A 16,335-nucleotide genomic window follows, 5' to 3' on the forward strand; every position below is an offset into this window, starting at 1 on the left:
TTATTTACTGACAAACTCTAGTATTTTTTCTATTACAAAATTTTGTTCCTCCTCTGTAAGAGTTGGATACATCGGAATACTCAAACAAGATTCATAATAACTTTCTGCACTAGGAAAATCTCCATTTTTGTATCCCAAAGATTTATAATAGGGCATAATATGTACAGGAATATAATGTACTTGAGCAAAGATATTATTTTCTCTTAGGAAATCATAGAGTTCTTTTCGGTTTTCTACTTGAATGACATACAGATGATAAGCATGGAAAATTTTATTTTTACCTTCAATATCTCCATTTTTAGGATACTGAAAAAAGCAAACCTTCGTATTTTTGAATGCGTCATCATAACGTTCTGCAATTTCTTGACGTTTTTGCATCATTTCATCAGCTCTTGAGAGTTGAGAAATTCCTAAAGCAGCCAAAATATCAGGAATACGATAATTATATCCTAAGTCTTGCATTTCATAATACCAACCTCCATGATTTTCCTGCAATAAATCTGGATTTTTGGTAATTCCATGGGTACGAAGTTTGATTAATTTATCATACAAATCTTTGTCATTTGTGGTAATCATTCCACCTTCCCCAGAAGCAATATGTTTGACAGGGTGGAATGAAAAAATAGCTAAATCGGCATAATTACCACTACCACAATTTTGCTTTTTATTTTGAGAATCGATAAAATATCCCCCAGGTGCATGACAAGCATCTTCAATAATCCATAATCCATATTCATCTGCTAGTTTTCTAGCTTTTTCCAAATCTACAGGCAAACCCATAAAATCCACAGGAATAATCCCATCGAATGTTCCTTGTGGATTTGATTTTAATAACTCTTCTAATTTATCTAAATCAATAAGAGAAGTTTTTGGGTCAATATCTACAAAGACAACTTCCCCACCACAATATTTAATACAATTTGCTGAAGCTGCAAAAGTGATAGGAGTTGTAATTACCTTACTTTTTTCATTTACATTCAGTGCTAAAGCACATAAATGCAATGCTGCTGTTCCATTCGAAACTGCCACAGCATATTTTGAACCTACATAGTTAGCAAACTTATATTCAAATTCATCAATCTTAGGTCCTTGTGTTAGAAAATCAGCTTGTAGAGTTTCTACAACAGCATTGATATCATCTTGAGTAATGTTCTGTTTCCCATAAGGAATAGAGAAAGTGGTGGTAGTCATAGAATTTAATTTTTTTCTAATTTTATTTCGCAAGAAATTTCTTTTTTTGCTTGATTTGAAGGATAATAAATAATGAGTTTTTCTACTATAGGAATATATTTTTGAGCTTTTATACACATTTGAGAATAAGAAAGTGTATCAGAACTGTTCTTTCTTTCAACAAAATCAGCAAAACCATAATTATTTATTTCTTCTCCATACAAAGGCATTCCATCAATTTGCATAATTCCACTAATAGCAGGAACAACAAAAGAAATTGACTTGGCAGCTCTTTTTGTGTTCATGTGTTTCCAAAATAATGTATCTGATTGCGAAATATGGATGACTAGTTTTCTTTTTTGTTCTATTGGTAGATTCCCTAAACTATCTAACTGTTTGGTAATATATACAGCCCAGTTTCTATCGATTGGTGTAGAATTAATTTGCGAATTTTCTAGTTGTTTATAATCCTGTACTAAATTTTTATGATTTGAATATGCAGCTCTCAAGTCAGCTTGAAACTTCCAAGCTATTCCACCAAAAATAGTTATTGCCATAAAAACCGAAAAAATTAAACCAAAGGAAATATCATTTTTTGTAAATATATATGTTTTGAAAAAATAATATATCTGTTCTTGATGCAAAACTATATAAGCTAAAAACAAAATCATTCCCAGTTGTCTTGCAACAAGAGTAAAATAGATGGCACTTCCATCTGGAATTGCTATCAGCATTCCTGGTAAACTACTTGCTATCATCAATACAATAAGTAATTCGATATCTATTAGTACAAAATTAGTATGTTTTAAAAGGTTTTTTAAAGTATAAATTTTTGAATCTCTTATGCGTAGAATACAATAGGCAATGCCCCAAAAAAAGTGAATGAGGTAAAAGTAGAGTTTCTGAGATAGATAATTGATATGTTCTTTTATAAAATTAAACAAACTAATATTCATAATATCTGAATTAGTATTAGAATGATTAATCTTATAGCCAAAATAAAAAGTAATAAATAAGACCCCTATGAATAGCACTAATTTTATTCTCAAGTAAGTATTTTTATTTAACAAGAAAAATCTGAAACAGAGATAAATTACTGCTACCCAAAATAAAAACCCAACTGATATTTTTAATGACAAACTAGCAAGTAAAAAAAATACAGTAGCTACAATAAACAAAATAGATTGTTTTTTATCTGAAATAAATTTTTTATCCTCTTCTATAAATAAAATAATAAATAAGCAGAATAAAATGAAAGCAAAATTATAGGATTCGGATAAGATATGAAATAAAAATACATCTTTTCCAAATTTACCTAAATCTGATAGTAGTGAGAAAGTTACAATGATAAAGGCAATCCAAAATATAAAATTAAATTTTTGTTTGATGTTAAATTTTTCAGAAACACTTCTAATGGTAGAAAGATAAATATAGATAAACAAAGGAATAAAGACTATAATAAAGACAAAGTTATAACCTAGTAAGCTACTCTCTTTGAGTATTTTAGAAAAATGAGCAAGATAGTAATGACTACCTACATGATAGTTTAAAGGGACTAAGCCATCTACACCCGTTGAAGTTGTATTATAAGTCTGAATCATATTAGCAATACTACTGTGAAAAAGAGTGTCTATATGAACTTTTCCTAGTTGTAAAGCCTCAAAAAATAAAGGATTAATATAATTTATATCATTATTCAGTAGTGAAGGAATAATATGAAAAAAAGTTGCTTTTAAGGCAAATAATAAAAATAAAAATGACCAAAAACGAACTCTAAAACTTTTCCAAATAGTAAGTGCAAAAAGAATATAACCAATTAAAAAAACATACCTACAATAATATTGATCTATCCAACTAATTAATAAAGGTAAAGTCAGACAAATAAATAGAGAGCTAACTTGTGATCTATTAAAAGATAACTTAGAAAAAAAATGTAAAGAAGAAATATTGATGCAAAGTAAACCAAAGCCTAAAATAAGTAGTATATTTTCATAATCTGTAGCAAATTCTTTTCTCATATACAGACATAAAGCACTTAAACCTATGGCGAGTAAGGAAGAAAATAAAGCAATGCTTGTATTATTATGATTTTTGGAAAGTATAATCATATAGAGTTATAATTGAATAAAGGTTATCACGGTTATTTTTGTATAACAATCTTCCAAAATGTTAAATTTGATAAAATACTGTTTTTGATGTTCAGAGGAAGTCTGAACTACCTTAATACAAACCGTGATAAGGTTTATTTAAGACTTTCATTATGTTGAGGATTTCCTAACTGTAAGTGAAAGTCTTAATTATAAGCACAAAAAGTAGAACGTAAATTAACTAGTAGCTTCGAAAGCTTCAAAGTTAGAGTCAACATGAGTTTTGATAAGCTCACGCAACTGCTCAATAGTAAGCCAGTCAGTATTTTCTCCAGAGCTATAAGAAAAACCATCTTCAACTACTTTTCCTCCATGATAACCTAAATATTTATTGACTTGCTCTTCGTAACTTGCAAAAGGAGCATTAGGAACAATAATAAAATGGTTTTCTAGTTCGATTGTATTCATCGAATCACTTTCTGTAATCATTTCTTCGTGAATTTTTTCTCCAGGGCGAATGCCTACTATTTCTTTCTTGCATTCGGGAGCGATTGCTTCAGCAACATCAAGAATACGATAAGAAGGGATTTTTGGAACAAATATTTCTCCTCCTTTAGCGTTTTCTAAAGCAAAAAGCACAAGATCTACTCCTTCTTCTAAAGAAATATTAAAACGTGTCATTCCTTCATGCGTAATTGGTAATTTACCTTCAGCCCTTTTATTCATAAAAAATGGAATAACCGAACCACGAGAACCCATTACATTTCCATACCGAACCACAGAAAAACTAATTTCATTGCTTCCTGCGATATTATTAGCAGCAACAAAAAGTTTGTCTGAACAAAGCTTTGTTGCTCCATACAAATTAATAGGAGCTGCAGCTTTATCAGTAGAAAGAGCAACTACTTGTTTTACACCTGAATCAATAGAGGCTTCAATCAAATTTTGAGCACCCAAAACATTAGTCTTGATACATTCAAAAGGATTGTATTCAGCAGTAGGAACTTGTTTTAGAGCTGCTGCATGAATAACAATATCTACTCCGTGTAAAGCACGCATCAAACGTTCTTTATCACGAATATCTCCAATAAAATAACGAATGGCTGGGTATTTTTCTGGAGAAAAAGTTTGTGCCATTTCAAATTGTTTGAGCTCATCTCTAGAAAAAATAATCAAACGCTTTACCTTTGGGTATTTTTCCAAAATTGTCTTCACGAATTTTTTACCAAAAGAACCTGTACCACCTGTAATAAAGATGGATTTATGATTTAAGTCTAACATACGTATCAGTTATATAATTTGCATATAATAGAATGCAAAATTGATTAGTTGAGTTTGATTGAAATACAGTATTGATTTTGTGTGAATAACTTATACTGTATCCATAAATGTTCTTTCTGTTTTATTGAAGAGAATAATTCCAATAATAAATACAACAACAGATAAGATTCCTAAGTAAGCAATATCTATCATAGTAATACTTCCTACTCCCAAAAATGCCATTCTATAACCTTCCATCAAAGTAACTAATGGATTGTATTTGGCAGCCCATTCATATTTTTCAGGTATTTGAGATAGAGGATATAATACAGCAGAGAAAAACATTAATAATTGAACGCCAAAACCAATAAAAATAGTCAAATCTCTATATTTTGAAGTCAGTGAAGATATAATAATTCCTAACCCTAAAGCTAATGTTCCACTTATAGCCATGAGTAAAGGTAGGGTTAAGAGCCAAACAGATAAAATTAATTTTTCATCTGTAAAGAAATAAAAATAAGCTAACGAGCCAATAAGCAAAAGCAAGCTAATCCCAAAGCCAAGTAAAGCTGAAAAAATAGTAGAGATAGGAGTAACCAAACGAGGAAAATAAACTTTTCCAAAAATACTTTGATTGGCTGAAAAAGTAACAGCTGTGCCTTGTAAACATTTTGCAAAAAATGACCAAGATAAAGTGCTAACTAGATAAAATAAAAAAGGATGAACTCCATTTGTGGTAACATTCATAATATTTCCAAATACAATCACATACAAAATAGTGGTCATGAAAGGAACAATAAAATGCCACATCGGGCCTAAAATAGTTTGTTTGTATTGAGCAACAAAATCACGCTTTACAAAAAGATATATCAAATCTCTGTATCTCCAAACTTCTTTTAACTTTAAATCAAATAAACTACCAGTAGGAACAATTTCCTCTGTCCAATACTCATCTTGTAACTTTGTATTATCTTTATTAATTTCTTGAGTCATTCTGTTTTTATTAAATTAGAATAGAGGTTTTTTGAGTGTAAATTATTTTATGAACCACAAAATTAAAAATTTTTAGCTCATTTCTTATATCTATTTCATTTATATTTTGCCCCTTGATTTATATGGATTAAAAAAATAGAGTAGAAAATGATTATTTTTTCGTAATTTTGTATGTAAACACTTGCAAAGAAAGTCAAAACTGTATCATTAAAAATCAGTTATAACTAGGTAAGCAATTACTTTACAACCATCTATGAGCCAAAAATTAATTATTTTTTCTGCCCCTTCTGGAGCTGGCAAAACTACCATCGTCAAACATCTACTAGGTGTTTATCCTGAAATTCTGAGTTTTTCAATCTCTGCTACTACTCGCTCACCTCGTTCTTATGAAAAACCAAATAAAGACTATTATTTTATTTCTGTTAATGAATTCATAAAAAAAATGACAAATAATGAGTTTATAGAACACGAACAAGTTTATGAAGGACTTTATTATGGAACATTACGGAGCGAGGTCGAACGCCTTTGGAGTCAAGGACAAGTTGTCGTTTTTGATGTAGATGTAAAAGGAGGAGTTGCTCTCAAACAAGAATTTGGAGATGCTGCATTAGCCGTTTTTGTAAAACCACCTTCTATCAAAGAGCTTAGAAAGAGATTATTGTCTCGCAAAACAGAAACCGATGAAACCCTCAAAGCACGAGTAGAAAAAGCAGAAATAGAAATGGAGTTTGCTCCTTTTTTTGATGAAGTTGTTATTAATGATTCACTTAGTGAAGCCTTAGATTTTAGTGAAAAAATAGTAGAAGAGTTTATCTTAAAAAAGCCAAACCACAATCATCACCAACATCATAAAAATACAACTCTATGAAAATAGGTCTTTATTTTGGTTCATTCAATCCCATTCATGTTGGTCATTTAATTACTGCTAACACAATGGCAGAAAATACAGATTTAGATCAAGTTTGGTTTGTTGTTTCACCTCATAATCCACATAAAAAAAAATCTTCACTTCTTCATGAGTTTGATAGGTATGATATGGTGCGCTTGGCGATAGCTGATAATGAAAAACTAAGTGTGAGTGATATAGAGTTTAGTTTGCCCAAGCCAAGTTATACTATAGATACATTGACATATATTCAAGAAAAATACCCCAATCATCATTTTCAAATTTTGATAGGAGAGGATAATCTGACACATTTTCATAAATGGAAAAATCATGAGCAGATTTTGGAATATTATGGAGTTTTGGTTTATCCAAGAGATGGAACTCCAAAAACAGAGTTTCATAACCATCCAAAAATAAAATTTGTAGAAGCTCCTTTATTAAATATTTCGGCTACTTATATTAGAGAACTTATCAAGACTGAAAAATCTATTCGCTATCTTGTTCCAGAAGAAGTAGAAGTTTTGATTCGTTCAAAGAAATTTTATTTATAGAATGTAGCCTTAAACTTTGGTAAGAGTTAAAATGTGCTGTAAATTTCAGTTTCTGAAAAAAAAAACGTAAAAATTTTAGCAAATGTTTTGCAGGTTAGAAATTTATTCTTACCTTTGAAGCATAGAAACACAAAAGGCTGTTTCTAATAAAAATACAGTAGTTATAAATACCTTGCTTTCTAACTTCATTGTTAGAACGAATGACGTTTCGTCATTCAAGAACTTTTACATAGCATACATCACTACATACTATCTTTATGATGACTAACTACTACCTATACGCCATTTACGGTTTGAGTGCGCTGCACTTAAATAGCGTATAGGTAGTGTTAGTCTGGAGTTGATAGATATAGTCCTCAGATAATACGAAGATTTTATAACTGTATTTTTTAATTTCATTAAGAAAAAATAAAATAGTAGCTCATAGTAGCTTTAATAATAGCAATGAATACCTTGCTTTCTAAGTTTTGTTCTTAGAACGAATGATGTTTCGTCATTCAAGAACTTTTACACAACATACATCACTACATACTATCTTTAAGATGACTAACTAACTACTAGTAGTCATTTACGGTATAAGTGCGCTGCACTTAAATAACTACTAGTAGTTGTTAGTCTGGAGTTGATAGATATAGTCCTCAGATAATACGAAGGTTTTCAAAACTATTTTCAAATATATAAAAAAAAAGAGAGTTTAACTACTCAAATCTTTATGCACTTCTATGTGCAACTCATCTGTCATTGTTTGAGATTCTCACCAATGATAGATAATAACAAACAAACAAATAGAAATTAATTAGTCTTTTTTAGCTTTTACACCTTAGTAAATTACCATTTTTTTTATTTAGATTAGCATTTAATCTAGTAAAAATGTTTTTTTTGCTATGTCATTTTTTGCTGAATAATTTTTAATTCAAGCAATTTCATTTTCTTATATTTTTATTTTTTATAAGAAATTGGAAAAAGTTGCCAAATTAACCTATTTGTTTATGTCAATGACCCGTCAACAACTCTACGACCAAATTCGTGCTACCTCAAAAGAAGACTACATTTTAACAGAAATGAAGCGATTAGGATTTTGGGGAGATTCTGAAAAACCAACTCTTGCTGAAGAACTTATCAATAGACAAGCAAGTCTTCGAAAAGAACTCGCAGAACTCACTCAAAAACAAAGACAATACGACAGCAGAGAAGCCATGCTAAAACAAATGCGTCTTGAACGCATGAAAGCTTCCAAAGAAAAACAACAAGAAACAAAAGCCAAAAACGAAGAAAAACGAAGAATAAAAGCTGAAAAATGGGCAGAAACCCAAAAATCAAATATTATTTATTTGGGTGGAGAAGTTTCTAAAGGTCTTAATAATACTCTTTCAGATAAAGAGAAGTTAGAAAAACACAACCTTCCTTATTTTGAGAATATTGTAGAATTTTCTTCAATAATAAATAAGCCTATTTCAGAACTTCGCTTCTTAGCTTTTCAACGCTCAGTTTCTAAAGTTAATCAATATCATAATTATTACGTTCCAAAAAAATCAGGTGGAAAACGCCTTATTTCTGCACCAAAGCCAAAACTAAAAGCCACTCAAAATTGGATTAAAGCAAACATTTTAGATAAAATTGAAGCTAATTCAACTGTTCATGGTTTTGTAAAAGAACGTTCTATTCTGACAAATGCAGAGCCACATCAAAATAAAAACTTAGTCATTAGTTTAGATTTAAAAGATTTTTTTCCTTCTATTTCCTACAAAAGAGTAAAAGGACTTTTTCTCAAATTTGGTTATTCCGAACAATTATCGACACTTTTTGCACTTCTGACTACCCACAACGAAACTGATAAATTAAATGTTGATGGCGAAGTTTATTATGCTCAAAAGGTAGATAAAGAAACAGGAAAAACAAATCGCTTCCTTCCTCAAGGTTCGCCTGCTAGTCCTGCCATTACTACACTTATTGCCTACAAAATGGATAAACGTTTGGAAGGACTTGCCAAAAAAATGGGCTTTACTTACACTCGTTATGCTGATGATTTGACTTTCTCTTCTGACTTAGATTTAAAAAAGGATGCAAAAAATACAGATAAAATCATTGGTTCATTGCTTTATTTTGTCAAAAAAGTAGTAAACAGCGAAGGTTTTGAAGTTCATCCAGACAAAACGCACATTATGCGAAAAGGAAATCAGCAAAAAGTTACAGGAATTATTGTCAATGAAAATGCTGATAATAAATTAGGAATTGACAGAAAAACAATCCGAAAATTCAGAGCTTTTTTACATCAAACTTCTAAAACAGGTTGGAAAATAGATAAGTATGCAAAAGATAAGAAGTGGGGAATTCATTCTGATCCAAAACAAGCAGCTCTAGGTTTTGCCTCTTTTATTAAAATGGTAGATACCAAAAAAGGAGAGAAATTTATAAAACAAATAAACTCTATTCCTAATGCAGAAAATTATGTTGAAAATGCTGTTTTAGAAAATCCTACTCGTGCATTTGTTTCTGAGGAAAAGAATGATAAACAAGCTATTGAGTTAAATCAAAATCCAATAGAAGAACAAAATAAAGAAATAGAAAATCAATCAAATGAATCAGATTGGTGGGATATTTTTTGAGGAACATTATTTTTTAAGCTAAATTATTTCTCGTTTTACAAATCATTCTTATCTAAAAATAAAGAGTTATTTAGTAATTCGTAATTTTTAATTCGTAATTGAAGTAATATGAAATTAATAGAACAAAGCAAACTCTTTTTTAAGCAAGGAAATTCGGATAAAGTCTATGAAATCGACCTTTGTGAAGTCGGAACAGATTTGTATGTAGTCAATTTCAGGTTTGGAAAACGAGGCGCAAATCTAAAGGACGGAACAAAAACGCCTTCTCCAGTAGGAAAAATAAAAGCACAAGCCGTTTTTACATCCTTAGAAACTGAAAAAACGAAAAAAGGCTACAAAAAAGAAAGTCAGTCAAAAGAGAAAAAAGAAAAAGTTTTTCCATCTTCAATTTCTTCAAAAGAAGAAGCTATTTTGCAGCGTTTGAGAGAAGCTGTAAATAAAATAAATAGTCCGAATGAAGAACAGAAAAGTATTTTTAAATCAGAATGGAAAACGGGTAGAGTAGCTTGGCAAGTTGGTGAGCTAAAACTAAAATCAGCTATTCCTTTTTTAGTTGAATTAATTGAAGAAAATAATAGTTTGGAAACGGTAGAGATTTATTCTATTCTTTGGGCATTGGTGCGCTGTCAAGATGCGCAAGCAATTTCAATTTTTGAAACTTATGCCAATACTACTCATCCTGACCATATCAAAAAGATAGCGAAAGAAGGATTGATGAGTGTAAATTTTGATGAAAAAATAGAAGCTCAATCACAAGCTAAAATTAATACAATTGCGAATTTAGTGCAGAGTTTGCCTCCAATTATTCAAGAATATACATTAAATCAAGATACAAAAGGGTTAGAAAAAGAAATTCAGTTAAGAATAAATGAAAAACAAAAAGATTTTCAATTCTTAGAAACGCTCTATTTGCTTGTTCATGTATATCCATTTTTGCAAAAAGTAGTTCTGAATTCACTTTCAAAAATGCCTATTCGTCCCCCATTTTTCAAGTATATCCGTTCAATTTACAAACTGGCAGAACTGCGTGATGATACTAGAATTTTGGGTTTGCTCTCTTATCGTTTTGAGAAATCGACAGGAATGTATAAAAGTACGACCATTTCAGAAGATGAAGACACAAGTCATTGGCATTATAGTTATAAAGTGAGAAGGTATATTTTTGAACTCAGCGAACAAGTAGCAGATATTACTAAAGAAGTTAAAACTAAAAATTCAAAAATTGGCTTTTCAGAGCAAACTAGAGAATATCTTCAGCGTAGAGATTTGAGAAGATTGAAAGATTTTGCATTAGAAACAGGAAATCACAATTATGTAAAATTGGCTACTTCTATTCTGCTTTCTTATCAAAAAGAAGATTATCAAGCCCATTCTGTGAGTAGTTTTGGTTATGCGTCTTGGAATAGAACTACTAGAAAATATACTCATAATTTTACAGTTTTTCCTGATAATGCCTCTTCTTTATTATTGAATTTGATTTTGAATGGAAATAATAAAGAACTAGAATTAGTCAGCAATAAATGGCGTAAAAAAGAAAAAATTACGATAGTTTCGGATAGTTGGTATGCACAGCCAACTGCTCAAAATGAGCAACCTTCTAGTTTGCAACGAATAATGTTTTTTAACAGAAAAACGCTTCAAGAACAAAAAGAATTTCACAAAGAAGACAAAAGAACAGAGTTTTTTCCTCAAAAATGGGATGCTCTGCCACAGGCTTACGTTCAACTTTTAGCAGAAGCAAAACTAGATAGTATACATGAGTTTGCCTATAAAAATCTCAAAGTACATTCAGAGTATGAAAATATAATTGCAAAATTTGATGTAAAACTTTTGAAAAAACTGATTTCTTCTGATTTTGAAATTCCTGCACTTTTTGGAGTAGAAATATGTAAGGATAAATTAAATGAAAATTTTGATAAAGAATTGACTTTAATTCTCTTAAACTCAAAACTAGAAGAAGGACGAAGATTAGCAAAAGAAATCATAGAAAAGAACAGCCAAGAATTTACAAAAGATGTAAACTTTACACTTTTTGTCTCTGAGCTTATTTTTAATCAATATATAGATATCCGAAGCTGGATAAATCAGTTTTTACAAACTATTCCTTTATCAACTGAGAAATGGCAGATTATTGTAGGAAAAGCAATTTCTGAGATGCTTAGTACAGATAAAAATTATTCTACTCTATTACTTAAAGATGCTCAAAACATATTGAAAGCAAACGCAAAACCTGTTTTAGAAAATGTAGGTTGGAATATTGTTTTGGAGCTTTTGGAAGACACAAACCTTCAAAATCAAGTTTTTGCGAGTGATATTTTGCTTATTAAATCCAAACTGATAAAAGCAACTGATATTCCTTTTTCTATTTTGAATGGGTTTTTTGAGAGTAAATCAGAAGAGATACGAGCAAATGGAATGGAAATTTTTGCAGATTATCCTGAAAGCGCACTTTTAGAAGCGCATCAACTTTTAGGAAATATGCTTATTTCTGCTTATCAAAATTTGAGAAGTTCGGCAAAAGAAATTATAATAAAACTTACTCAAAATAAAGTCAATCAGCAATCAAAAGAAGGAAAAGAGTTTTCTGAATCTATTGTAACAAAATTAGTTTTGGCTCTTCGTAAAAAAGACCCAGAAGAAATAAAACGAGAAGAAGCTGCAAAAATAAAAGCAGAACAAGAAAAACAGAACAAAGAAAGTGGAAATAATTCTGAAAATCAAAGTGAAAATGATTCTTCCGAACAGTTCAGTGTTCATAAAGAAATTGCAGATCTTTTAATCAATCATTTTGACTCTTATTTATCAAATGTTACACTCAAAACTACGCTTAATCTTCTTCATGGAAATTATAGAGAAGGACAATTTGTAGGTTTTCATATTCTCAAAAACCATATTGTTGCTAATCAAACTAATAAAGAAGAAGTTTCTATTCGTCAGATTGTTGCCTTAGCAGCTCACGAACTTTTAGAAATTCGTAGTTGGACATTAGAATATTATCAAAATAATGTTGCTCGTATTCGTTACGAACGTGATGAAGCCTTACGAATTTTAGATGCTAAATGGGATGATGTTCGCCAAAAAGCAATGGCATTTTTTAGAGAAAACTTCACAGAAAACGATTGGGATGTAGATAGTCTGGTTTCTATTGCTGATTCAGTTCGTCCAGATATAGAAGCATTTGGAAAAGAACTGATTACCAAATTCTTTGAAGAAAAAGATGGCGAAAAATACTTGACTATGCTCAGTCAGCATCCTAGCAATTCGATGCAGCTTTTTGCAACCAATTATTTAGAACGCTTTGCAACTGGGAATTTAGAACGTTTGAAGGAAATGGAATTTTATTTCCGTTGTGTTTTGATGCAAGTCAACAAAGGCAGGATTGCAAAAGATAGAGTTCTTGATTTCCTAGAAAAAGAGGCTTTATCTTCAAAAGAAACTGCTTTTTGGGTTGTTCCTTTGTTTAATGATTTGGTGGCTACGAGTGCCGTTCAAGACAAAGAGCGATTTATACAAATTCTCCAAAAACTAAAAGTAAAATATGAGAATTTGAAAGTAGCTTTAGTTTTTGAGTAAGGTTTTAACTGTCAACGAGACTTCGTCGTCGTTGAGGATTATAGATTCAAAACCTCGTTGACGGCAAAGCCTCAACGACGGTTAAATAAGAATACAAAAAAATAAAATTATGCTTTTCGAATATAAATACGGTGGCAACACCAACATCATAAATAATTCAGAGCAGACTTCTATGTCTTTTGCTCCTGATGCGCTGCGTGAACCTACTTTTTTTGTAGGAAAATTAGATAAAAAAATAAATTTTCGTGAAGCTATTTCTGCGCTTCATCATGTTGTTGTTTCGGATTTGCGTTTCAAACCCAAAGACAAAACAGAATATAAAGCGTGGGCAGAAAAACAAGAACAAATTTGGCTTGCCGAATATATGGAATCTTTTCAGATTGAGGAAGTAAAAGCCAAAACGGAGAAAATCAGAAAGGAATTAAACGAATCCTATAAAGAAAGTAATAAAATTTTACAGCCTTATTACACAGCACAGCGTGAATATTTCAAGTATCTCTATGAAAAAGATAAGGATGCTTGGTTTGTACTTGACCCTGTAATTACGGTTCATCCCGACGAGGTTTTCTTTGAATGTTTTAGTCAAGATGAATCTACGTATGGAAAATTGAGTTGTAGTTATAATGTCTTTAAGGAAATCAATGAGTTTGAATGTGGAACTACAAATGTAGATTATTCATCTACTTTATATAATGAATTTCAAAAGATTCGTAACTATAAAGAAACTGATTTTAAAATTGACCCAAGTGGTTTTGAGGTTCAGACGACCAATGAAGACAGTTATAAAGAGGTCAAAATTGATTTGCCTGATACGTGGGTACGTGGATTTTTACAAGTAAGTTCTGCTATGACCCTTCCTTCGACTACACTAGATTTGCATCCAATGGATATTTTTAGTTTGTGTCAGTTTTTGAGAAGATTTAAGGAGAAAAAAAGTCCTCGTTCGTTGCGTTTTGTGTTAGAACCAAATCAACCCATCAAAATAATTATTGAGCCTTGGAATAAGGAACTCATTTTTAACCGTTCGATTTATACAGGACATGAGTCTAAAGAAATTCGTATTTGGGGAAGAAGACGTATTTTGATTTTGGAAAGATTGATTCCAGTAGCTAAAAATTTCAAACTTGTTTTGCTTGGTTCTGGATTGCCTTCATTTTTTATAGCTGAATTAGAATCAGATATGACTTTTACGCTTGGTCTTTCGGGTTGGACTTCTAATGATTGGTCAAGAGCAGGGAATTTTGATTTGATGGCACCAAGAAGTGAAGTAGATGATTTTACTAAAAAAACAGTTTTCAATGCTTTGAAACAAAACTGGTTTGAGAGTTCGGCATCATTGGCTCGTCGTCTAAACTTGGATACAAAAACGGTTTCTTCTGCTTTGGCTGCCTACACACAAGCTGGACGAGTAATTTATGATTTGAAAATGGGTGTTTATCGTGTTCGTGAGCTTTCGAAAGATCCTTTGCCAATGGATAAATTGCGTTTTGCTAGTGAAGAAGAAGAAAAAGCAACAAGTTTTATTAAAAATAATGGCGTACAAGTAGAAGTTGATACGACAAATGTTGTCAATAAAGATGGCGAAAAAAGTGAACGAATTGTTTTGAAAGGCAGAGTAAGAGATAGAAATACAACCTATCCAACACTGGTTCAAATAGATAATGATGAGCGAATTGTAGATGCTAGTTGTGAATGTAATTTTTACAAAATGAATAATCTTCGAAAAGGAGCTTGTGAACACATGTTGGCTACACGAATGTACTTTAATGAAGTAAAAATGGAGAAGGTTTGAGTTTTTTAGAATCAGATATGATTTGCTGAATTTTTAAAAAGTCTAATTACTCAGAAATTCTTTTGATTAATTAGGCTTTTTGTAGTTTAAAAGGATTTTTTTACTGAAAAAGCAGATTTTTTTAAAAATACCTTTAATTAGGTGAAATTTTTGTTTATTTTTAATAACTTTAAAGTTAAACAAAATATTTTGCTAACATTATTTATAATCTATTCATTATTTAGTTTAGCTTTCTGCTAAGGTTTCATCTTATCCACTTTTTACTTATTTATTCTTATGCAAAAATCTACATTCTCAAAATCGCCTCCTTTTTTGAAATCAAAAGATATGATTCGTTTGATTGCTCCTTCTGGAATTGTTGAACCTAATAATATAGAACATGCTGTAGAGTGGATAATGGAAAATGATTTTACACCAAAAGTGGGAATTCATCTGACAGATAATTTTTTTCGATTTGCTGCAACGGACGAACATCGTTTGTTTGATCTTCAAAAAGCCTTAGATTGTAAGGAAACAAAAGCGATTTGGTGTATTCGTGGTGGATATGGAATGGGACGTATTTTAGACAAACTCAACTGGGATAAATTTTTAGAAAATCCTAAATGGCTAATTGGTTTTAGTGATATTACAGCTATTCATTTGAAAATAAATCAATTGGGTTTTCAAAGTATGCATGGTTTTATGCCTGTTCAGTTTAAGTATTTATATCAACCTCAAACTAATTTAGAAACTCAAAAAGCATTTACAGATTCTCAGAAAGTACAAATTCAACAGATTAAAAAAGGCGAAAAAGGAGTGAGAAATACCCTAAAGCAAGATACAAGTGAAATTTCTGATAAAATTCAGATTGAAAAATCTATACAAAGTTTTTTACAGGCTCTATTAGGCAAATCATATCAAATTAACTCTTTATCTCATCCAAAAAATAAATTAGGAGAAACAGAAGGAGAAATAATAGGAGGAAATCTGAGTATGATAATCAACAGTCTTGCTACTCCCACAGAAATAAATACAGATAATAAAATTCTTTTTTTAGAAGAAGTAGGCGAAAATCTTTACGCTGTTGATAGAATGCTTTGGCAACTTTACCGAGCAGGAAAATTTAAAAACTTAAAAGGAATTGTTGTAGGAAGTTTTTCAGGTTCAAAGCAAACTGCCCAGCAATTTGGTTTTTCAGTCGAACAAATGATTATTGATTTAGTAAAAGAATATAATTATCCTGTTGCTTTTAATTCTCCTATTGGACATACTTCTCAGAATGAAACTGTTATCTGTGGTGCAAATGTAGCCTTTGAAGTAAGTAATGAAGGAGGAGTTTTAAAATTTTTACAAAATCCTGTATAATTTGTTTTTTGTAGGTAAAAAGTTCGCCTTTTACTAGATTAGAATTTTGTCTAATTTTGTACTTTACAAAAAA

The 16,335-nt window shown here is 30.7% G+C and carries 10 protein-coding genes; 6 read left to right on the plus strand and 4 right to left on the minus strand.

Annotation, left to right across the window (positions count from 1 at the left end; translation table 11 throughout):
* The 4 genes from pseC to V9L04_RS18595 form a co-directional block, all read right to left on the minus strand.
* Complete coding sequence (gene pseC, locus V9L04_RS18580) at nt 1-1,191, minus strand: UDP-4-amino-4,6-dideoxy-N-acetyl-beta-L-altrosamine transaminase (RefSeq protein ID WP_338791423.1); 1,191 nt, start codon at nt 1,189-1,191, stop codon at nt 1-3.
* Between the two features lie 5 nt (nt 1,192-1,196).
* Complete coding sequence (locus tag V9L04_RS18585) at nt 1,197-3,278, minus strand: hypothetical protein (protein WP_338791424.1); 2,082 nt, start codon at nt 3,276-3,278, stop codon at nt 1,197-1,199.
* A gap of 216 nt (nt 3,279-3,494) precedes the next feature.
* Complete coding sequence (gene pseB / locus V9L04_RS18590; RefSeq protein WP_338791425.1) at nt 3,495-4,538, minus strand: UDP-N-acetylglucosamine 4,6-dehydratase (inverting); 1,044 nt, start codon at nt 4,536-4,538, stop codon at nt 3,495-3,497.
* A gap of 90 nt (nt 4,539-4,628) precedes the next feature.
* Entirely contained in the window at nt 4,629-5,510 is an 882-nt protein-coding gene (locus V9L04_RS18595; protein WP_338791426.1) for an ABC transporter permease, read from the minus strand.
* Nucleotides 5,511-5,763: 253 nt separating this feature from the next.
* Between V9L04_RS18595 and gmk the strand changes: the two genes are divergently transcribed.
* The 6 genes from gmk to V9L04_RS18625 all read left to right on the plus strand — a co-directional run bounded on the left by gmk (nt 5,764) and on the right by V9L04_RS18625 (nt 16,262).
* A complete protein-coding gene (gene gmk, locus V9L04_RS18600) occupies nt 5,764-6,378 on the plus strand; it encodes a guanylate kinase (protein ID WP_338791427.1) in 615 nt (204 codons plus the stop codon).
* Nucleotides 6,375-6,947: a nicotinate (nicotinamide) nucleotide adenylyltransferase gene (gene nadD / locus V9L04_RS18605; protein ID WP_338791428.1), complete on the plus strand. Its 573-nt coding sequence runs from the start codon at nt 6,375-6,377 to the stop codon at nt 6,945-6,947. The genes gmk and nadD overlap by 4 nt, the downstream gene beginning before the upstream one ends.
* A 989-nt stretch (nt 6,948-7,936) precedes the next feature.
* Nucleotides 7,937-9,553: a reverse transcriptase family protein gene (locus tag V9L04_RS18610; RefSeq protein WP_338791429.1), complete on the plus strand. Its 1,617-nt coding sequence runs from the start codon at nt 7,937-7,939 to the stop codon at nt 9,551-9,553.
* Between the two features lie 108 nt (nt 9,554-9,661).
* Nucleotides 9,662-13,126: a hypothetical protein gene (locus tag V9L04_RS18615; protein WP_338791430.1), complete on the plus strand. Its 3,465-nt coding sequence runs from the start codon at nt 9,662-9,664 to the stop codon at nt 13,124-13,126.
* 109 nt (nt 13,127-13,235) lie between these two features.
* On the plus strand, nt 13,236-14,918 hold the full coding sequence (locus V9L04_RS18620) for an SWIM zinc finger family protein (protein ID WP_338791431.1): 1,683 nt from the start codon (nt 13,236-13,238) through the stop codon (nt 14,916-14,918).
* A gap of 276 nt (nt 14,919-15,194) precedes the next feature.
* Nucleotides 15,195-16,262: an LD-carboxypeptidase gene (locus tag V9L04_RS18625; protein WP_338791432.1), complete on the plus strand. Its 1,068-nt coding sequence runs from the start codon at nt 15,195-15,197 to the stop codon at nt 16,260-16,262.
* The last annotated feature ends 73 nt before the right edge of the window (nt 16,263-16,335 follow it).

It is taken from the genome of Bernardetia sp. MNP-M8, from assembly GCF_037126285.1.
GTDB lineage: Bacteria > Bacteroidota > Bacteroidia > Cytophagales > Bernardetiaceae > Bernardetia.